Source organism: Pigmentibacter ruber, from assembly GCF_009792895.1.
Lineage (GTDB): Bacteria > Bdellovibrionota_B > Oligoflexia > Silvanigrellales > Silvanigrellaceae > Silvanigrella > Silvanigrella rubra.
Map to the genome: position 1 here is coordinate 1,313,902 of NZ_WSSC01000001.1, position 19,123 is coordinate 1,333,024.

General features: G+C 26.3%; 21 protein-coding genes. 10 read left to right on the plus strand and 11 right to left on the minus strand.

The window, feature by feature from the left end; all coding sequences use genetic code 11:
* The first annotated feature begins 807 nt into the window (after positions 1-807).
* Together GOY08_RS05395 and GOY08_RS05400 are read left to right on the plus strand one after the other, a co-directional pair.
* Positions 808-2,364: a GAF domain-containing protein gene (locus GOY08_RS05395; protein WP_158997840.1), complete on the plus strand. Its 1,557-nt coding sequence runs from the start codon at positions 808-810 to the stop codon at positions 2,362-2,364.
* A gap of 39 nt (positions 2,365-2,403) precedes the next feature.
* Positions 2,404-3,000 (plus strand): biliverdin-producing heme oxygenase, encoded by a 597-nt coding sequence (locus tag GOY08_RS05400; RefSeq protein WP_158997841.1) that lies wholly within the window; start codon positions 2,404-2,406, stop codon positions 2,998-3,000.
* Positions 3,001-3,341: 341 nt separating this feature from the next.
* Here the strand turns inward: GOY08_RS05400 and GOY08_RS05405 are convergent, their stop codons facing one another.
* Positions 3,342-3,602, minus strand: a complete 261-nt coding sequence (locus GOY08_RS05405) for a SemiSWEET family transporter (RefSeq protein ID WP_158997842.1) — start codon at positions 3,600-3,602, stop codon at positions 3,342-3,344.
* Between the two features lie 588 nt (positions 3,603-4,190).
* Here GOY08_RS05405 and GOY08_RS05410 point away from each other — a divergent pair.
* The 4 genes from GOY08_RS05410 (at position 4,191) to GOY08_RS05425 (ending at position 6,090) form a co-directional block, all read left to right on the plus strand.
* Positions 4,191-4,649, plus strand: coding sequence for a hypothetical protein (locus tag GOY08_RS05410; RefSeq protein WP_158997843.1), 459 nt, complete (start codon positions 4,191-4,193; stop codon positions 4,647-4,649).
* Positions 4,650-4,952: 303 nt separating this feature from the next.
* Positions 4,953-5,147, plus strand: coding sequence for a hypothetical protein (locus tag GOY08_RS05415; protein ID WP_158997844.1), 195 nt, complete (start codon positions 4,953-4,955; stop codon positions 5,145-5,147).
* Positions 5,148-5,322: 175 nt separating this feature from the next.
* Positions 5,323-5,529 (plus strand): hypothetical protein, encoded by a 207-nt coding sequence (locus GOY08_RS05420; RefSeq protein ID WP_158997845.1) that lies wholly within the window; start codon positions 5,323-5,325, stop codon positions 5,527-5,529.
* An 81-nt stretch (positions 5,530-5,610) separates the two neighbouring features.
* Positions 5,611-6,090: an SRPBCC family protein gene (locus tag GOY08_RS05425; RefSeq protein WP_158997846.1), complete on the plus strand. Its 480-nt coding sequence runs from the start codon at positions 5,611-5,613 to the stop codon at positions 6,088-6,090.
* A 14-nt stretch (positions 6,091-6,104) separates the two neighbouring features.
* On the opposite strand, the gene GOY08_RS05430 is transcribed toward GOY08_RS05425, so the two are convergent.
* Positions 6,105-6,683 carry a ZrgA family zinc uptake protein gene (locus GOY08_RS05430; RefSeq protein ID WP_158997847.1) on the minus strand — a complete coding sequence of 193 codons (579 nt, stop codon included), beginning with the start codon at positions 6,681-6,683 and terminating at the stop codon, positions 6,105-6,107.
* A gap of 346 nt (positions 6,684-7,029) precedes the next feature.
* Between GOY08_RS05430 and GOY08_RS05435 the strand changes: the two genes are divergently transcribed.
* Positions 7,030-7,452 carry a CBS domain-containing protein gene (locus tag GOY08_RS05435; protein WP_158997848.1) on the plus strand — a complete coding sequence of 141 codons (423 nt, stop codon included), beginning with the start codon at positions 7,030-7,032 and terminating at the stop codon, positions 7,450-7,452.
* 41 nt (positions 7,453-7,493) lie between these two features.
* Here GOY08_RS05435 and GOY08_RS05440 read toward each other — a convergent pair whose 3' ends face one another.
* Both GOY08_RS05440 and GOY08_RS05445 read right to left on the minus strand, forming a co-directional pair.
* Positions 7,494-8,636 (minus strand): SGNH/GDSL hydrolase family protein, encoded by a 1,143-nt coding sequence (locus GOY08_RS05440; protein ID WP_158997849.1) that lies wholly within the window; start codon positions 8,634-8,636, stop codon positions 7,494-7,496.
* A gap of 426 nt (positions 8,637-9,062) precedes the next feature.
* The gene (locus GOY08_RS05445) at positions 9,063-9,584 is read right to left on the minus strand and encodes a hypothetical protein (RefSeq protein ID WP_158997850.1); all 522 of its coding nucleotides are present in this window, start codon (positions 9,582-9,584) and stop codon (positions 9,063-9,065) included.
* A gap of 572 nt (positions 9,585-10,156) precedes the next feature.
* On the opposite strand from GOY08_RS05445, the gene GOY08_RS05450 reads away from it, so the two are divergent.
* The gene (locus GOY08_RS05450) at positions 10,157-10,609 is read left to right on the plus strand and encodes a hemerythrin domain-containing protein (RefSeq protein WP_158997851.1); all 453 of its coding nucleotides are present in this window, start codon (positions 10,157-10,159) and stop codon (positions 10,607-10,609) included.
* A gap of 36 nt (positions 10,610-10,645) precedes the next feature.
* Here the strand turns inward: GOY08_RS05450 and GOY08_RS05455 are convergent, their stop codons facing one another.
* The 6 genes from GOY08_RS05455 to GOY08_RS05480 all read right to left on the minus strand — a co-directional run bounded on the left by GOY08_RS05455 (position 10,646) and on the right by GOY08_RS05480 (position 14,069).
* A complete protein-coding gene (locus tag GOY08_RS05455; RefSeq protein WP_158997852.1) occupies positions 10,646-10,813 on the minus strand; it encodes a DUF1328 domain-containing protein in 168 nt (55 codons plus the stop codon).
* 197 nt (positions 10,814-11,010) lie between these two features.
* Positions 11,011-11,862, minus strand: a complete 852-nt coding sequence (locus GOY08_RS05460) for an SDR family oxidoreductase (RefSeq protein ID WP_202914026.1) — start codon at positions 11,860-11,862, stop codon at positions 11,011-11,013.
* A 210-nt stretch (positions 11,863-12,072) separates the two neighbouring features.
* A complete protein-coding gene (locus tag GOY08_RS05465) occupies positions 12,073-12,330 on the minus strand; it encodes a hypothetical protein (RefSeq protein ID WP_158997854.1) in 258 nt (85 codons plus the stop codon).
* A 113-nt stretch (positions 12,331-12,443) separates the two neighbouring features.
* Positions 12,444-12,656, minus strand: coding sequence for a hypothetical protein (locus GOY08_RS05470; RefSeq protein WP_158997855.1), 213 nt, complete (start codon positions 12,654-12,656; stop codon positions 12,444-12,446).
* A 39-nt stretch (positions 12,657-12,695) separates the two neighbouring features.
* Entirely contained in the window at positions 12,696-13,676 is a 981-nt protein-coding gene (locus GOY08_RS05475) for a hypothetical protein (protein ID WP_158997856.1), read from the minus strand.
* Between the two features lie 123 nt (positions 13,677-13,799).
* Positions 13,800-14,069 carry a hypothetical protein gene (locus GOY08_RS05480; protein WP_158997857.1) on the minus strand — a complete coding sequence of 90 codons (270 nt, stop codon included), beginning with the start codon at positions 14,067-14,069 and terminating at the stop codon, positions 13,800-13,802.
* Positions 14,070-15,405: 1,336 nt separating this feature from the next.
* Between GOY08_RS05480 and GOY08_RS05485 the strand changes: the two genes are divergently transcribed.
* The gene (locus tag GOY08_RS05485) at positions 15,406-16,377 is read left to right on the plus strand and encodes a class I SAM-dependent methyltransferase (RefSeq protein WP_158997858.1); all 972 of its coding nucleotides are present in this window, start codon (positions 15,406-15,408) and stop codon (positions 16,375-16,377) included.
* A 187-nt stretch (positions 16,378-16,564) separates the two neighbouring features.
* Here the strand turns inward: GOY08_RS05485 and GOY08_RS05490 are convergent, their stop codons facing one another.
* A complete protein-coding gene (locus GOY08_RS05490) occupies positions 16,565-17,947 on the minus strand; it encodes a hypothetical protein (protein WP_158997859.1) in 1,383 nt (460 codons plus the stop codon).
* 471 nt (positions 17,948-18,418) lie between these two features.
* On the opposite strand from GOY08_RS05490, the gene GOY08_RS05495 reads away from it, so the two are divergent.
* A complete protein-coding gene (locus GOY08_RS05495; RefSeq protein WP_158997860.1) occupies positions 18,419-18,898 on the plus strand; it encodes a cupin domain-containing protein in 480 nt (159 codons plus the stop codon).
* The last annotated feature ends 225 nt before the right edge of the window (positions 18,899-19,123 follow it).

Here is a 19,123-nt window from a genome sequence, read left to right on the forward strand (position 1 = left end):
ATTATTGAAAATTCAAAAATTTAAGTGTAATTGAATAGTTGTTTATATTCTAAAGATAATCGCTTTGGTATATAAAATTCTCCATAGACGTATAAAGAAAATTTATAGTATCTAACTCAAATTTTTTCAATTGCTATGAAAGTTCTTATTTTATTGCTATTCTTAAAATTTAAATTAATATTTTTAACTATACCATTTATATTAAATAGATATTTTTTTATAAAAATTATTTATATCTTATTTTAAATTAAAGTTTTATTTATAAGCAAATTAAATACTTTCATGCAATGTAACTATTGTGATTAAATTTTTTAAAGATATTAATTATTTTGTGAGCTTTTTTGAGATTAGATTATTTTTGAGATTTGATTTTTGCTTATTACAGCATCATATTCAGATTAATTTATTTGATACGTTAGACGAAGCTAAAAATTTTTTATTTGCATCAGTTTAACTGAAATGATTTTTAAGATTTTATTTAATAAATTCATATTATTGTGTTTAGGTAACATTTTTTATCAAAAATATTTGTTAAAAATTTAATTTTATGATAAAGGAACATGCTAGATAGAATTATCTATCTAAAGTAGTGATTTATGGTACTATAGATCGGGAAAACGGAAAACAATACTTCTAAAATAAAAATTGGTTATTTTAAGTTTCTTATCTATTTTTTTACTATTACTAAATTAATTACGAAGTATCAAAAAAATTATATACATCAAACTTAATATAAATTTAATAAAATAATTAATTTTTTTATAAAAAAATTAATTGTAAAAAAATTGAATAGAAAGAAAATTTTTTATGAGTATAATTATTAAAAATAATTATGAATATTGCGAAAAACTAGAAGTTAATTTAACTAATATATTCCAATCAGACGCCGTATTAATAGGAATAAATTTAGTGATAGGGAAAATATTATTTGCTTCTGAGAGCTATTATAATTTATTTAGCTTTGAGATATATGGCAAAGATATTGAAAATGTTTTTAGCCAAAGATCAATACAAAAATTAACAAATTTTTCTAGTAAATTTAAATTATATAATAATAAGTCAAGAGTTCTTGTAAACTTAGAAATTTACTTAAAAAACTATCTAGTTAATATACCTTCTTTTATGTTTTTCTCAGGGTCTGTTTTATGTATTGAGTTTCAAAGTAACTTTGACAGACTTAATTATTGTTTTGACGAAATAAATTACCAAGAAATACTTCAATATATAACAGAATCAAAAGATAGTATAAATGTATTAAGCAATAATCTATGCAAATATATTTCTGAAGTAACAGGCTTTGAAAGGACCTATTTTTGTGAATTTTTGCAAAATAATCATGGAATTATCAAGGCAAATTATTTTTCTAATGGGTTAGAAAGTATTATAAATCATCATTATCCAGCTACTGATCTTCCCATGTCAGTAAGAGAGATATACATAAAAAATAAGTTTAGAATAATTTACAACGTTGATTATATTCCAGTACCAATTAAAGGTTGCAATAATAAGATTGATTTAACATATTCTATTTTTAGAGATATATCTTCTATACATCTTGATTACTTAAGAAATATGAGCCTAAAATCATCTTCCTCATTTTCTATTGTAATTGATGGTAAGCTTAAAGGACTGATTGGATCTCATTCTAAAAATAAGAACTATACTCCAATTGAAGTTTTACCTAAAATTCAACTATTAGTTGATGCTCTTTCAGTTAGAATAAAACAACTTAGAAATAATATTATAAGAAAGATAGAAATTGAGCATAAATCATCTATAGATGATTTTGTGTTATCATATGAAAAATCTCAATGTAATTTTGAGAAAATGTCTAATAAAAATTTTGAAATATTAAAAGAAATATTTAATGCAAATTTATTGTTCTATAGATTTAATAATAAATCGGAAACAAACTCTTTAATTCCAACAGAATTTATAGATGAAGTACTTAAAAAATTAAAAAAATATAAAATTAGAAATATTTATGTTTTTGATAGTTTGGTTACATTTAATCCAATATTTTATAAATGGTCAAAATCTGTTGGAGCTGGGATTCTCGTTATTAATTTAAGTAATGATTTATCAAATTTTATAGTTTTAATAAGAAAAGAAGAGAGCCAGACTTTAAAATGGAGTGGAAACCCAGATGAATTAGACCTTTTTTTGGAAGATGAGAAGATAATAAATCCTAGAAGATCATTTAATACATGGCTACAAGATATAAATCATAAGTGTAAACAATGGACTATGAAGGATTATGAAATTGCCCTAAAACTGCATAGTCAACTAATTTTAACTCGTTCAAATTTTTTGAATCATATTCAAATGAATAAGGAAATTAAATTTTTTGAAACTTTAAACTAGAAAAATATGATAATAGTAATTTAAAAAGAGGTAGTGTAAATGGCTCAAAATGAGTATTCATTAAGTTTTCATGAATTGTTAAAATTAGAAACTTCAAAAATTCATAAGGAAATCGATTTTTTTGTGAAAATTAATACTCCCAAGCCTTCGATAAGTGATTATATAGATTATATTGTTGTGATGTACAAAGTAATCGCTCCTTTAGAGAAAATTTCTTTAAAATTTATTGAATCTGAAAGTTCTTTCCCAAAGGTGACTAAAAAAAATAAAACAGAAAGCTTAATACTAGATTTAAAAAATCTTGAAATTGATTTAAATAAAATTAATTTTTCTATATTTTTTCCTGAAGTTAAATCCTTTGAAGAGGTCTTAGGATGTTTATATGTAGTAGAAGGATCTTCCATTGGATCTCAAATTATTTATAAGAAGCTTTATTCGCTTTATGGGGAAGAATTAAAAAATAAGATGAATTATTTAAGTGAAATAGGAAGAGATTCTTTTAAAAATTGGATTTTTTTTATTGAATATTTAGAAAACTATGTAACATCTTTTCCTGATAAAAAAAATATTATAATAAAATCCGCAATAGATACATTTAATTGCTTTAAAATTGAATTCAAAAATGTAATTACATAGTACTAATATGAATTATAATAAAAATTACCCGTCGTAATAAAAAACCTTTAATTCTCAAAATTTCTATGGAAAATATTTACAATATGATGAACAAAAGCTTATTAAGAGGAGCTCAAAATTATAACTCATTTGCAAAGTTGGGGAATTGAAGCATATCAGGATTGTTAATTACTAGTTATTAATAAAGAACTGTAAGACAAGCAAATAATTTTAAATGAAAATAATAAGCTTATATAAGAGAATTGCTCCTTTTTTTATTGCTTCCAAAATAGTTTTGTTCCTACATAAACGGTAAAAATTAATTACAATTCTTATCAATACTTAAATGTTTTAAATCAATTTTAGGAATACATGTAAATTCCTGATAAAACTAATATTGTACCAAATGCACCAAATAAATTTGCTACTATAAGGGGAGTATTTTTTAGATAAAAACCATAGTAAGCCCAGCCTGCAAGGGCAAGTAGACTTATTAAAAATGCATTTAGAGACACTGCATCAGCAGACTTCAGTTCAAATATTTTAAACGCTTGAACGTAAAACATTGTATTACCAAAAAGACCAATTGCCATAACCAGAAAATCAATAGTTTTTCTATTCATTTAAATATCCTTTATGTGGTTAGTGTAAGGTATAAGCTTTGTGCGGCTTTGATAAATTTTTTTATCTTTTTAAATAAAATGTTTATATAATAAATAAATAACGATATTTTAATTAATAAATTTAACATAGAATTAATTACTCCAATTTTAATTTAGATTTTAAAATATTTAATATTATTAGAAAATTATAACTTGATTCTATTTATCTTAGAGAAAGAAAAGTTAACTTATAAAGTTAACTTTTCTAATCATGATTCTAATTTATAAAAAAATCAAGCTTAACTTTATTTTTGAAATTTAAATTATTAAAAAATATTTATTCTAGTATTTTTGATTTTAAATAAATGTTTATATACTAATATTCTTTGATATTTGAATAATATAATTCGTAGATATCAAAGCATTATTTAAATAATTTGAATTTTTCTACTTCGAAAAGTTTACTTATATAAACTAAAATGTTAACTATAAGAGGCAGATTCCTATTTTGAATCTGCCTCACCTATAATATACTGTTTAGTTAACGTTTATTTTCTATTAATACCGAAATAATTATAAAATAAAATATCTAATAAAGGAGTGCATTTTATGACAAATAACAGCCAGTCTTCCCAAAATACATATAACAATAAAGAGCGGGAAGGATCTCATTCAGATCATAAATCAAATACGTCACAAAGTGATAACAGTGACGGAAAAGAAAGTAATAGAGAGTGGACTGCTGAGGAAATGGGTCGAAAAGGCGGAGAAACGACAGCTGCTACACACGGTAGAGAGTTTTTTCAAGAAATAGGCCATAAAGGCGGTGAGGTTCGTGCGGAACATATGCGAGAAGCAAAAGCTGCAAAAGAACGTGAAGAAGAAAATAACAATCGATCAAGCCAAAACGGGCAATACGATCGTAGTTCAAAAAATGATCGTGCATTAAAAAATGACAGCAATGAAAGGAGAGAACGTAACGACAATAGTGATAGGAGAGAACGTAACGACAATAACGATAGGAGAGAACGTAACGACAATAGTGATAGGAGAGAACGTAATTACTAGAAGGGAGACTTAATATGAATTAATTAATTGCTAAAATTTTTAAGAAGATTTACTTATCCTTTGTCCGAATATTAAATTAAAATTATTTGACCTTAAATTTGCAGAAAAGGTATCTATATAAGCTTCTAACCAGATGAAGGGCTAATAAAATTTTATATGAAACAGAATTAAGCTGTCTTCTTTTCTTTTTAAAATGTCAATTTATTAATAATATATCAATGCTTGGCTTAAAAATTAAGTTAATTATTTTAAGATATATTTTGATAATGTAAGATTAATAAAAACATATATGGGAGAATAAAAATGAGAAAGATTTTAGAATTTGAAAATTGGAAACGTTTTTTAATATCTAAAAATGATAATGAGGTTATTTCCTTTAAAAATAATATCCACATTGAAGATCAAGTCATTCAAAATGAAAAGGGTGAAATTTGTATCATAGAAAAAGGAACAGAAGAAAAAATGACAGAAAGTTTGAGATTTCTCTTTTTTCCTTAGCTTTGAGTATAAAATTAATAAATAAAGGTAGGGCTTTAATATTGTTTTCCTGAACTTCAAAAAAGAATATTGACATGTATTCAAGATATTATAAAAGTTAAAGAAAATTTCATTATTTGTTACATAATTAAAATAATCAATGATTAAAAATGAATAAATTTAGAAAGGGTAAAAAATGAATGGTGTTTTAATAGGGTTATGCTTGACGACTGTATCTTATGTTTTAATATCAAAACTAATCGATAAAAAAGATTCTTTAATACGCTCATATATTGATTCTTCTGCAGAAAATATAAAGAATTATTTGGATAAATTTATCAAAGAAAAAGAATCAAATACGAACGTTGGAGATAAAAAAAATAAATTATTGCAAGGAGGTTAAATACATTTTTTAAAATTAAGGTAGGATTAAATTATAAGAAATATAAATTATAAAATTCAACTAAATATGAGATGAAATATTATGACTTCTTCAGCTGAAAATACTATTAATGATCACGTCCTCGTCTATTGTAGACCAGAACTTCTTTATAAGTTCTGGCTTAATTTAGAAAATTTACCTCTTTTTATGGAGCACCTAAAAGAGGTCAGAAAAAAAGATGAATTAAATTCTACATGGACAGCGAAAGCTCCTTTAGGGGCATCTGTATCTTGGGAGGCAACCATTATGGAAAAAGTACCAAATGAGAAAATTGTTTGGCAATCACTCCCAAATTCAGACGTTTATAATTATGGAAGAGTGTCTTTCAAATATGCTATTATTTGCGAAGATCCTCTTCCAATTTATGCTACCTTATTAGAAGTTTTTATTCTTTACAAACCGCCGCTCGGAACTCTGGGAGAAAAAATAAGTTCTTTTTTTGGTGAAAATCCAAAACAGCAGATTTCAATTGATTTGAAAAGTCTCAAAGAAGGAATCGAAAACAATAAATATATGGTTTGATTCCTTCTTGCTCCTTAAAGATAAACTTCTCCAGATGGTTTATGAATAGTCACCTTTCTCTTTTTATCACCAATTAAAGTAACAAATATTTTATTGATTTCTCTGAAGTCTTTAGAAAAATCAATAACAACTTTTTGGTTATCCATTACTTTATTGCAATAAGCATTTACGTCTGCTTTTAATATCCAATATGAAACATTACCTTTTTTTCGTTCTCCTTTTTCTGGTAAATCAAACTTTTCTGATGCTACTTCAAAATTTTCAATCTCTTCAATTTGATATTTGCAATCTGCTTCTTTTGGGAATGCGACAATCTGCGAAATTTTTTCGCGTATAATATTATCTGTAGCTCTAACTTTTTCGTCTTGCTCTGCTGTTTGCGTTTTTCCTTCAAATCCATATGCTTCTTTTGCTGGTATTCGTATCTGAATATTTACTTTTTTTGAATTAAAAAGGCCAATAGCTATGTCGACTTCAGCTTTATTATGATGTGAAGTGCCTAGTTTTTGAGTTTTACTATAGGAAGATAATGTTGCAATTGGCGAGAGAATTAGGGTAGAAGTAACTATTAAATTTATACAGCTTTTAATCATAAAGAAATCCTTTTCTCAGTTTAAATATTTAATTGAAATGATTGAGTAGTAATGCTGAATTGATTGAGTAACAATAGCACTCGATAAATAGAGTTCCATTGTAATTATAGTATGAATTATTTTAATTTATAAATCAAGAAATAAGTACATTTAATAATTGGATTTTAAATTATTTAGTGATATCTTTAGTTTAAATTATTGAAAATAAAATATTTATTTTAAAATATCTGATTTACTTAATTTTATTTATTTGGTAAAGTAAAAAAATAATAGTTGTGATTTTTGTACTGACTATTATTTCCAATAAATTTTTTAATTTTTATCAATTGAATACTGGAGAAAAAAAATGATTGTATCTGATATTATGACCAAAGATCCTGTCGTATGCACGCCCGAAGTTACTTTGCTAAAATGCGCTCAATTAATGTCTGAATATGATTGTGGAGAAATTCCTGTTGTAAATACAATTGAGGAGAAAAAAATATTGGGAGTTATAACTGATAGAGATATAACATATAGAGGAGTAGCAAAAAATTTAATTCCCTCTTCTTCAATTGTTGAAGAATGTATGAGTAAAATTAAATATACTTTAAGTAAAGATGATAGCTTGGAAAAATGCATTAAAATAATGGCTGATAATCAAGTTAGAAGATTGCCAGTGGTAGATGAAAATTTTTCTTGTATTGGAATTGTTTCTCAAGCACAAATCTCGAGATTTTGTTCAAATACAACGAGCGGTAATTTATTAAGAGAAATTTCTACCCCATAGAAAAAAAATAATTAAGCACATGCTTTATCTAATAATTAAATTTAGCTATCTTTTTTTGAATTGCACTCATTATCGTTTATAATAAGATTTTTTAGAAGCTGAGCATCTATAAGTGCTTTTTCAGCGAGATTTGCTATTAAGCAATGAGCTCTTGTGCTAGGATGTATTTCATCCCAAAATAAATATTCTTCAGGTTTTGAACAAATATTTCCATCATTTTCTGAATAGTTTTTTGAATAACATGCTTCATTTACTTTTTTAAAACCATAAGAAGCAGGAGAAGAAATTATTTCTTTAAAAAGGTTTTCTATTTTAAGTTTAATAATAACTATTTTGTCTTTATATTGAGGTTGATTTTCGAGGAATTCTAATTGTTCATTTAAAATTGAATTATGCTTATAAGACCTATCAGTTAAAATCTCAATTTCTTCTGTTCTTTTTATGGCATATGGAGTTTTTCCGAGATCAGGTAAGTTAGGGATCAAAAAATATTTTTTATCATTTGATGGAGAGTAGTCTGATATAATTTTTATGCTCTCTATAATATTGTTTACTGTTAAAGACGGATCTGCCTTTTGTAAGTAATCATTTCCACCTGCCCAAATAACATATAGAGTATGATTTAATGCATAATCATCAGGTTTGTTAATCTTTAAATATTCTTTTATCATTTCTTTTACACCAATTTTCATTAGAATTTGAAATTTTTTTAAATAGTTTGTTACAAAATCATTTTTAAAAAAATCAGTAATTTTTTTAAAAAGAATATTTTCTGAATTTTGCATGCTAGATGTTGATGAACCTCCTATTGCAAAATTACATGCTCGGTTTATATTTATATTAAAAAAACAATCGTGTGAGGAAGGAGGAGATAGTTTAAGATCTCTTAAAAACTTATCGACCCATATTTCTCCATTAGAAAACCTACCTTCCTTATAGGGAGGTGAAATTGGGTAAGCTTTTGAGACTCCTGATCCTGGAATGTCTTTAGCTGCTCGGCTTAAAAGATCTATATTTCCAGTGTCAGAAAGACTATCTCCAAAAATCACAACAGAATTAAACTGAGAAGAATATTCTGAAAGTTGTGGATGACTATCGTCTTTTTTAAATAAACGAGCGCATCCTTGCAAATTGATACTAAGCATAATACTTGAAGCTATAAATATACTTTTTGAGCAAATCATAAATTGAACCTTTTTTAAAAATAGTAGGATAATATAATTATCAATGCACAATTAAATGTACTAAAATCATATATCAACAGTAATTGCAAATTTTAGTTTTTTGCTAAAACTTAATCTTAGTTAGAAAGTATTATAATTTAAAAATATTGAAAATAATTATAATTTTAATGACTAGTAATATAAAATAATATGTATGAAATTTTTTTGCTCTCATTTATTTTAATTTTAAGTAATTTTATTTGAGAAAATAATTATTTAAAATATTCTTAGATTATAGTTTAATTTAACTTTATGCATTAAGCGATCTTAATAAGCACAAAACAAAAATAATATAAAAAAATGATCCAAGTCAAGAGGTGTAAAGTAAAATATAAATGTACTGCAACAGTAAAGATAATTTTAATTTTTTAAATATGTAACTTTCCTTTATTGATCATATATTTGAACTATCATTGATTTACATTCTTGAAATTCAGTTCGTGTCATATTAGAATCTGTAATTTTTAGACCCTCTTTATTAAAAACTTTCAGATCCTCACAAATATTATTTCCTGTGTAGCGGATTGTATCAGGAAATTCTTTAATGAATGTTGAAATTGAATTATTATCGAAAATAAATGTAATTGAATCGGCACATTTTTTTCTAGCAACTTCGATAGAATATTTTTGATCTTTTCTTTTTTTAAGAGTTTTTTTCTTAAAAATTGTTTGGAATGTCACAGAGCAACTGTGTTTTGCCCGATCTCCAGCTACAATTAAAGAATTTAAAGTACAATTTCTGGCATTTTTTGGTGATTCACAGTTTAGTGAATATAAAACAGTACTATGATTGTCACTTGATATTTGCTTGTAGTGATTAATTTTATTAAAAACAGAATGTGTAGGAATAAAAATAAAACATGAAATAGCTGGTATAATGATATATATGAATAAATTTTTTTGTTCCATTGTTAATTTCCTCTTTATTAATTTAATTATTTTATTCTGATTTTTATGAAATTAATGGTTTCATTATTAAAATTAAAAATTTGATAGTAAGAGTTATTGCAATAGATAACTTTTATTTTACAAATATCTTGTTAGAAAAATTAGAGTTAAAGATACATTTAAAATTTAATTTATGTTAAATGATCTTGGATCTATAAACTCTCATATATTTTTTTTCTAAGCAATATATATATAAGATATAATTTTTTGAAAGATTAATACTTTACGAAGTTTATTTAATCGTGTAGAATTTTTTATAGAACAGTGTTTTAAATTGTTTAGTAAATTTAACCTGTATCTTGAATTATTTGATTTATTTATCTTAATTTTCATTTAATATTTAAGATTATATAGAATTTTTGTAATTTATCGATTAATAAAATAATTAAAATATTACTTTTTCTTTAATGTTTTTACTTACCATTAATATTTTTGATAATTTTGTGCTAATTTAGTTAAAAATAATTAAAGACAGTTTTTATTTTCAATTTATGAAAAATTTTTAAAATTTGAATATTTTGTGAGGTAATTTTATGAACATTATAAAAAAATTGATAATTGATCACCATAATGTGTTGAATATTATTGAACAATTAGAAAAAAGGACTGAAAAAGATGATGAAAAAACACAAGAACTGGTTCAAAGGTTATGTGAAGAAATTTCATTGCATGCCAAATCTGAAGAAAAAGCATTATATAAAATTTGCGAGAAAAAAAATGTAAAGCTTAGAGATATAGTTTTAGAAGGTAAAATTGAGCATTCTCTTATAAATAAAGTTTTGGACAAATTATCTTCTACAGCACCTGGGGAAGATGGAAAATTTAAAGCTACTCTTTATGTCTTAAAAGAACTTTTAGAACACCATGCTCTTTGCGATGAAGAAGAAGAACTATTTCCACAAATCAAAAAACTTTTTACGGAGATGGAACTTATTGAGATGGGTGAGCTTTTTGATGATTATAAAAAAGAATTAGCTGAGCAATAATTTAATAAATCCATCTCTGCAAATAATCTAAAAGTTTTAACTTTTTCTTTCTAAGAAGGAATCGATGAATGATAAAATGCTTAAAACTAGAAATATAATAAATATTATTTTTGCTGCATAAGCATACATGTGTGCTAATAAATAAAATCCACAGAAAGCAGCGACTAAAGAAACACCCAAAAATCCTAGTGCCCAGCGTAACATATTTTATTCCTTTTTCAATTTTAGACATTTAAAAAATAATATTTAATAATTATATCGCACATTTAATTATTAAAATATTAGAAATTTAAGTATTCATTTCTAAAATGAAATGAAAAATGAAAGGTAAAATGGATCTCCCAGAGAAAATAAAAATTGAAAGAATTTTTATTTCCAGAAATAATTTAGCCTTATTCATATTAAGAATTAACGGGAATACCACCATTTGGGTGTAGTACTTGACCTGTCATATAAGAGGCATCTTCTGATGCTAAAAAAACAAACGAAGGAGCGACTTCACATGGCTGTCCTATTCTTTCTAGAAAGGTATCTTTTCCAAAATGCTTTAGCCGCTCTTCAGTAAAAGTAGAAGGTATCAATGGAGTCCAAATAGGTCCAGGAGCAACTGCATTTACTCGGATTTTTTGTTTGGCAAGGTTTTTTGCTAAAGATCGAGTAAACGAAATGACTGCTCCTTTTGTAGCAGAATAATCAATTAGGTCATCACTTCCTTTATAGGCAACAACTGAAGCGCAATTAATTATATTGGCACCTTCTTTCATGAATCTTAATGAAGCTTGTGTCATAAAAAAATAGGAGAAAATATTTGTTCGAAATATTTTTTGTATTTCTACCTCAGAAATTTCTTCAAAATTTCCGTGTAAACGTTGTTCTCCACAATTATTAACGAGTATATCGATATATCCATACTTTTTAATAATTTGCCTGATTGCTTCATTACAAAAAAAACGATTACCGCAATCTCCATCTAGTGTGAGGCATCGTTTGCCAATTTCTTCGACTCGTTTTTTTGTAAAAAGGGCATCTTCATGCTCATTTAGATAAAGTAATGCTAAATCTGCGCCTTCCTTGGCAAAAGCGATGGCTGTTGCTCTCCCTATCCCACTATCACCACCTGTTATAATGGCAATTTTACCTTCAAGACGCTTTGCACTTAATTTATCGGGTCTTTCGAAAATAGGCTTTGGGAGCATTTCCTTTTCTTTTCCAGGCTTTCCATCATAACTTTGGTGGAATTTACTTTTTTCCATTTCCTTTTTTCCTATCATTTTTTGTAAAAGAAGATTTTTTCTAGACCTTTTTTCGACTAAATTTGCACCTAAATATGGATTTTACCAGAAATATTTTGTGCATTAATTATTGGATTATATTAATACTTTTTTAAGATTCAAATTAAAATACTTTTTTCTTAATTATTAATATATACAATCTTGATATAGAATATAAATCTTAAAATAAATTTAGTATTTAGGTCTTACTTCTTCATTTTGAAAGAACTTATTTTTTTTATTACCAAACTCTGATGTTGAGTCTCCTTCTTGCGGCTGTTTAGAATCGTTTTGCTTTTTTTCTGAAATGAAATTTTCTAAATAATTACGTAGTTTTTCAGCCGTTGAACTTATATAGTTTTGAACAGAGGTTTCATTCTTTTTTATTAATTTTGAAATAGCTACGTAAGAAACAGCAGTTATACAAATTCCTAAAATAACTCCAGACATAATAATTCTCCTTTTTTTATGAAAAAATTGAAATAAACTCTTTGAAAAATACCCACACCATAAAATTTATTCACTAGAACTGAGAGATATTTTTTGCATCTATCTTTTTATTATTAAACGTAAATAGTTGTTCTTTTTAAAAGCTCTTCAGCAGGAGGAACTCCACCGGGATTACGCGGGGGATTAATAATTGGAACTTCTATTGGTCTTCTAGTTGTATCCTCTTTTTCCTTTTCCTCTTTATCTGCTTCATCCTTTTTTTTATAAGGCTCTTGTTGATTATTTTCAGAGTTATTAAAATAATCTTTCATTAATGCTTTTTTCATTTTTTCTCCGATGTATTAGATTTTTATAAATTGAAAAAATTAAAAACTTAACCCGACGTCTAAGCCAATCATTTGTATGTTGTTGGTAAGTGAATAAGTTAGAAAAACAGATGGACCTCTTTCTGTTTCATAACCAACTCTAACTTCACCTCCAGCAGCCAAATCTCCTTTATCAATATTTTTTTCTGGTACTTTAATCCACTCTTTTCCACCAATTACTCGAAGCCCTGTTGAAAACGACTTTATAGACATTCCTAATCCCAGAAAAGCATAGGTATTAGTGACCTGCACATTGTTGTCCGATATCTTTAAATTAGGGATAGACGTTTTAATTTTTGCTCCAATTTCAGGTCTAAAATGCGAAGCTTTTATCACCCACGAGAACTCTGTACCCAAGGATAAATAATTTATTCCGCTCTCTCTGTAATAGGTATCGTAAGAAAACAAAGAACCAATCCTAAATTTTGCATCAGCATTGTAACTATCCGAATACTGTTCTTGAGATTTGTTTTTAGAAGAAAGATCTTTGTTTTCTTTCTTAAGATTATCTAATTCTTCGCCCGTTGAAGCGAGCAAAGCATCTCGGTTTTTGATCTCCATATCCATTTCAGATATTTTTGTTTCTAATAAAGCTATATTTTTTTCTTCTGCTGGATCGTTATAATAAAATGTGACTACCGCTTTTGTTCCAATATATTGCATTTGAAAAGGATTCAATTCTTTCACTAGAATATCAGGATACCTTTTTTTTATAAATGAAATTGATCTTTTTGCTCTTTGCGAAGCAAGTTGCTGATTTTTGGCAGTTGAACCAGTCCACGAACTGCTACCATAAGCCACAACATTTTCTATCTTTTTATTTGCTAATGAATTCAAACAATAGTTTAAATTTTCTTCGTTTTTTATAATTTCAGAGGAATTGTTTTGGAATTCGATAACGCACTCCTTCTCCTCTAAAGCACTTATTATCTGAGGAAAGAAGAACACTTGTAATAAAATGATCTTATATTTTGTAAGCATAATAAATTCTCGTATAAATGTTAAAGATTAATAGATTGTGTTAAATATTTTTTTAATTGAAAATATTTTATGAATAATAAATCTTGAATTATATTAAGTAACATATTGGTGTTTTAAATAAATCTATTGACTACCTGTGCGAGCTTTTACATTTGAATTCTTAGATTTAATCTCGCGCTGATGTTTTGAACGAATTTCCCTATCATCCAATGCGTTCTCTTTAAAAAATTTGCCGAATCTAGAAATAGGTAATTTTCCTATTTTTCTTGATCTTTCGCCTACAGTTGTCCTTTTGTTATTTTCCTCGCATTTAGACCAATTGTATTTATCAGATCTATCTTCTTCCATAGTGTTTTTACGGGAAACATTTGAAATCTGATTTTTTTTTAACATAAAATAAACCTCGCTTTTGTGAATTAACTACATTCTATTTTTATATTGAGAATTAAACATTAAATTAATAACTAGATTATACTGTTAATTTATATTTAAATTAACAATAATGTTAAATAAATCCTAGAAATATTATACCCTAATTATAAATTCAATTTATATATTGTTCAATATATTAATAAAAATTATATATTTCGGCCGCTTTTTCTTAAATTACCGAATTCTTTCATTGGTGTACTTTTCTCCGTTGAACAGATTATTCAAATTATAAATTCATGTTAATAAATGTTGGAAAATATAATTTTAAAATAAAGTTATTTATTCAATAATTTGCCATCGGGATAACTATCCAAATCGGAAACTCTAGTGTTTTATTCGAATAACTCTTATTATTTAAAAAGAGATAATACTGAAAGGAATTAACGATCGTTGAAACTTATTCTCTTTTTTTGATAACCAATTTTTATTAGAAGTAACATAACCCGGTATTATTTAATAATTAAGAATACACATTAACAAATATGAATACTCCTTTTTTATAAGAAGTACCTATTTGAAGTATACAAAATATTTAAATTTGTAAATAACTTTTAGTATAAATTACTTTACTGTAAAATTTTTGTATAATAATATTTTGTAGTTAAGTGGATGTCTATTTTATAAATTTACAAATGTAAAGTTTTAAAACAAATAATTAAATGTTTTTCTTATAGTAAAATATTATATTTGATTTTTTATTTCAAAATCCTCTGTAAAAATTATTTCGTAAAAGTAATTACTATTTCAATTTTTCAAATCAAAGAAAAACAAATATATAACCAAGACATATAAAATCTTTTAATTTAAATAATTTTTTTATCTATCCCAGTAAGAACTCCATGCTTTCTAAGCTCTCTCCATGATCTATTTAACTTCCTAATTGTTAAAATTGAATCTATATTGCTGAGGTTTTTCACAATTGCTATTCCTAAAAGTTTCGTCTGCCTAGTTGATATCAAGTATAGAACAACACCTATGCCCTTGTCATCTGGTTGAGCCCTGGTTTAAAAGATATTTTTATTGCTGAAATTCTGAAAAGAAGAGTTACAGATTTGAGGATATTCAAAAAGTCATGAAATTGATTATCATATCCTTATTAAGCACTCAAACAGAGATCAAGATCCATTCTTCAGTTGATAGTGCTGGAAAAAACATTAAACTCAAATAAAGGTATATTTTTTGGAAAAAATGAAATTTAGGAGCACAGATGTTTCCTTTAAAAAATAAAATTTTTCTGTTTAAAATTTTCAATTACTCAAGATTTTTTGTTTATACTCTTGAAGGATTTCCAATCATAATGGTGCAAAAATTTTTTGGATTAAGACGTAAACCTAATCCACCTCCACCAAAAGATCATCAAGAAAAACTAATAAAAACTATCATTAATATGATTGAGGAAGACATAAATAATATTCAAAAGAATATTTACTCTGAAACTTTAGTATTGCCTGAAAATCCGATCATTCACTGGAAAAGATATATAGAAATATTTAAAGATTCATTTCATTCTTCTATTAGAAAAAAAAATAATGAATACAAAACATTTTCAGAAGATTTAAAAGTTGATGAAAAAGATTTACCTAAATATTACAAAAGAAATTTTCATTTTCAAACTGATGGTTACTTAAGTGATAAGTCAGCTCAATTATATTCACACCAAACGGAAATATTATTCAGAGGATCACTTGCTCTCACAAGACGGGTTCTTTTAGCGCCTGTTTTAAGTTATATAAAAAAACAAAATCGCAGGTTAAAAATACTTGAATTAGCTTGTGGCTCAGGCGAATCCACAGAAATATTGTTAAGCTCTTGTGAAAATATTGAATTAACAGCGATTGATCTTAGTTCATCTTATATTAAATATGCGGAGAAAAAAACAAAAAATTATTCAAATATAAAATATCTGAATTTAGATGCACTAAATTTAGATCATTTTGAAGAAAATTTTGATATTATATTATCATCTTATTTATTTCATGAAATGCCTGAAAAAGAGAGAAACTTAGTTTTTAAGTCCGCATATAGGAAATTAAATCATCTAGGATTGATGGTTACTATCGATTCAATTCAACTTGGTGATGTTCCTGATTTTGATTGGGCATTACTTAATTTTCCAAAAGATTTTCATGAACCATTTTATATGAATTACATCAAACGCCCCATTTTAAAATTTATGGAAAATAATCAATTTATAAATATTGAAACAAATATTAGATTTTTATCTAAGTGTGTAACCGGATTAAAACAACATCCTAATTTGGAAACTTAATACATAGAAAATGAAAAATATGAATCATACCAAACAATTTCTTTACTTTATTGGATTATCTGATTGCAGTAAAGGTAGATCAATCATTACTCTTTTTGTTCCTTCTAAGGATTAAGAATAAATTCAATATAAGAGATTTTAAAAATATTTTTATGCAATAATTTGAAATTTAAAAACTAAAGGATAATCAATAATTAATTAGTCCTAATGCATTTAAAATTTTATGAAGTGCTTTTATTTTGTAATAATCTACAGTCAATTCAGAATTATGAAAAGATGTAATACGTTTTATTGGAACAGGATTCACTCCTAATGGTGCTCTATAATGACTCGGGGGAGGAGGTATAGGATACTTTGTAGAAGTTAAAGAATTAGAGAGATCTATTGGAGATCTATTGATTCTATCTGAACTGTTACTAAGAAGTTCATATCTATATTCATGCTCTGCTCGTCCACCGGCTGTAGTTGGGATTAAGATAAGCCTTTTCATTAATTCTTCACCCTGATATTTGAAAGAGCAAAGAGTTGTAGAAATTCTATCTTCACCTTCAGCATTTGGTTCTTCAACATAAATGACTTTTTGTCCCAAATAAATCATAAATTCCAAATGGCCACTTCTTCCTCCTAGGTGAATAACATTTTTTTCCCCAAATTCAGCAACGTCTGCATATTGTTCTATAAGCGAGCCATTTCTTGGTAACACTTTGATTTTTTTTAGATCTGTAATATTAAAAGTATTTCCTTTATGAACCCAAGATAGCAAAGATTGAACGCTTTCTGGAATTGTCGTTAAATTTCCATGGAAACGATTTCCATCATCGTTAATAAAAACATCCCAACCTGCTTTTGAAGCGTGCATTGCAACAGCTAAAGCTAATGAGTAACTAAACTTATGTTGTTCATGGTAATTCACACCAGGTGCCCCGGCCATATTGTTGTTAAGACCTTGATATGACTTTTTCTTGGTATGAATTATTAGAGTTTTTTTTATTTTTTTATTTGATGAATTTATTGTATTGCTTATTAGACCTCTGCTGAAAGGACGTCGAAATCGAATATTAGTTCTTTGTTCAAAACACATTGTACGAATTCCCGGTACAACTTTATCAAGATTTTTTAATTCTTGTATTTCTGGTGGCGCTAAAGGATTAATGATATCATATTGCATTTTAAAAAGGGATAACGGCTTATCTAACGTGCCGAATTTATTTTGTAAATTTGTTACTTGCGTTCTAGTTGGGACGGGGAGTTTCACCGAAGAATTTATTCCCATGGGTCGGATAATTACACCACAATGCCATAAGAATTTTTGAAAAAAAGTAATTGTTTTAGGATGAAGTAAAAGGACAATTCTCTTAGATCTTTGGGTAAAATAAAGATGTAAACCTAAAACTCCAATGATCCTTAAATCTCCAGTTGCATTCCAAACTTCATTTCTGTAGTAAATAGCATTTTGATCTGGTGTTGGGTTTATATGAGGGGTAAAAATTGTATTTTGAGGTGCAGTAGAACCTTTTTGTTCTTCTCCAATTGTTCTTTTACCAGAAACCCATTCGTTTCGTCCAAACATTATTCCACCTTAATTAAATATATTGTTTACTTTATGATTTAATATAAATAATCTAATTTTCGGGTACTCTATCATGCAGATAACATAAAAATACTAATATAAATTTAATTTCAATTTAATTAAATTTTAATTACAAAATTATTTTAAAATATTTGTATTTTTTTATTCCTAAATTTGAATTTTTAAGTTGAAATAAGTAATCAATTAATTCATCGCATTGCAAATCTTAAAGAACTAGCAAAAATTAAAAATATTGAATTTTTTAATCTGTTATATTAAATGTAATGATAAAATTTATAGTAATTTAGAAATACCGTTTCCTAACATCCTTTCGAATTTAAAAAATCATTCGGTTAATTTTTTAGGAAAATTATTCGTAAGAAAAATTTGACTTTTTTTAGAACTTTTAATTAGTGTTAGATGTTGTTACTATAAGCAACATCTTTATTAATATATTTAAAAGGTTTTAAAATGGAATTAAAAGAACTGATAGAATTGTATGATCTGCAACCGCATCCAGAAGGTGGTTATTTTAAAGAATCATATCGTGCAGAGACCAAAACGTCTACACCTAATGGTGAGCGAAACTCTTCAACTGCAATTTATTTTCTTATACCTGTTGGCAAGAAGTCAGCGCTTCATCGAATTGCATCTGATGAGGTTTGGCACTTTTATCTAGGCGCTCCTTTAAAAATTATTCAAATCTCACCAGATGGTATTTTATCTCAAGTAATACTTGGACAAGATTTAAAGGCTGGCCATAAATTACAGCACGTTGTTCCAGCTGGTTATTGGTTTGGTGCTATTTCTATGAACGATAGAGATTATTCTTTTGTTGGATGTACGGTTGCTCCTGGATTTGATTTTAACGATTTTGAAATAGGTCAGCGCTCAAAACTAAATGAAATGTTTCCCCATGCAAAGAATATAATTGAATTATTAACGGATTAAGTCAGTACTATTTCCATTTTATTATTATCTAAAATAAAAAAGTAATATAAGTGAAAAATATGCGATTGCCTTAATTGCTTATTTTTAGTATCAATTCTCAAATATCGATATTTTTCAAGTATGTTAAATAATATTTCAAATTTTGAGAAAAGGTGTTCTGTTAACATCAAATTTTGATAAGTAATAAAAATATTTGAACTTTTAAATTTTAATTGCTCCTAAAAT

Excerpts from the sequence above, each read along its gene's own strand:
- GOY08_RS05395 (WP_158997840.1), top strand. The coding sequence starts at position 808 with ATGAGTATAATTATTAAAAATAATTATGAATATTGCGAAAAACTAGAA.
- GOY08_RS05400 (WP_158997841.1), top strand. The coding sequence starts at position 2,404 with ATGGCTCAAAATGAGTATTCATTAAGTTTTCATGAATTGTTAAAATTA.
- GOY08_RS05405 (WP_158997842.1), bottom strand. The coding sequence starts at position 3,602 with ATGAATAGAAAAACTATTGATTTTCTGGTTATGGCAATTGGTCTTTTT.
- GOY08_RS05410 (WP_158997843.1), top strand. The coding sequence starts at position 4,191 with ATGACAAATAACAGCCAGTCTTCCCAAAATACATATAACAATAAAGAG.
- GOY08_RS05415 (WP_158997844.1), top strand. The coding sequence starts at position 4,953 with ATGAGAAAGATTTTAGAATTTGAAAATTGGAAACGTTTTTTAATATCT.
- GOY08_RS05420 (WP_158997845.1), top strand. The coding sequence starts at position 5,323 with ATGAATGGTGTTTTAATAGGGTTATGCTTGACGACTGTATCTTATGTT.
- GOY08_RS05425 (WP_158997846.1), top strand. The coding sequence starts at position 5,611 with ATGACTTCTTCAGCTGAAAATACTATTAATGATCACGTCCTCGTCTAT.
- GOY08_RS05430 (WP_158997847.1), bottom strand. The coding sequence starts at position 6,683 with ATGATTAAAAGCTGTATAAATTTAATAGTTACTTCTACCCTAATTCTC.
- GOY08_RS05435 (WP_158997848.1), top strand. The coding sequence starts at position 7,030 with ATGATTGTATCTGATATTATGACCAAAGATCCTGTCGTATGCACGCCC.
- GOY08_RS05440 (WP_158997849.1), bottom strand. The coding sequence starts at position 8,636 with ATGATTTGCTCAAAAAGTATATTTATAGCTTCAAGTATTATGCTTAGT.
- GOY08_RS05445 (WP_158997850.1), bottom strand. The coding sequence starts at position 9,584 with ATGGAACAAAAAAATTTATTCATATATATCATTATACCAGCTATTTCA.
- GOY08_RS05450 (WP_158997851.1), top strand. The coding sequence starts at position 10,157 with ATGAACATTATAAAAAAATTGATAATTGATCACCATAATGTGTTGAAT.
- GOY08_RS05455 (WP_158997852.1), bottom strand. The coding sequence starts at position 10,813 with ATGTTACGCTGGGCACTAGGATTTTTGGGTGTTTCTTTAGTCGCTGCT.
- GOY08_RS05460 (WP_202914026.1), bottom strand. The coding sequence starts at position 11,862 with ATGGAAAAAAGTAAATTCCACCAAAGTTATGATGGAAAGCCTGGAAAA.
- GOY08_RS05465 (WP_158997854.1), bottom strand. The coding sequence starts at position 12,330 with ATGTCTGGAGTTATTTTAGGAATTTGTATAACTGCTGTTTCTTACGTA.
- GOY08_RS05470 (WP_158997855.1), bottom strand. The coding sequence starts at position 12,656 with ATGAAAAAAGCATTAATGAAAGATTATTTTAATAACTCTGAAAATAAT.
- GOY08_RS05475 (WP_158997856.1), bottom strand. The coding sequence starts at position 13,676 with ATGCTTACAAAATATAAGATCATTTTATTACAAGTGTTCTTCTTTCCT.
- GOY08_RS05480 (WP_158997857.1), bottom strand. The coding sequence starts at position 14,069 with ATGTTAAAAAAAAATCAGATTTCAAATGTTTCCCGTAAAAACACTATG.
- GOY08_RS05485 (WP_158997858.1), top strand. The coding sequence starts at position 15,406 with ATGGTGCAAAAATTTTTTGGATTAAGACGTAAACCTAATCCACCTCCA.
- GOY08_RS05490 (WP_158997859.1), bottom strand. The coding sequence starts at position 17,947 with ATGTTTGGACGAAACGAATGGGTTTCTGGTAAAAGAACAATTGGAGAA.
- GOY08_RS05495 (WP_158997860.1), top strand. The coding sequence starts at position 18,419 with ATGGAATTAAAAGAACTGATAGAATTGTATGATCTGCAACCGCATCCA.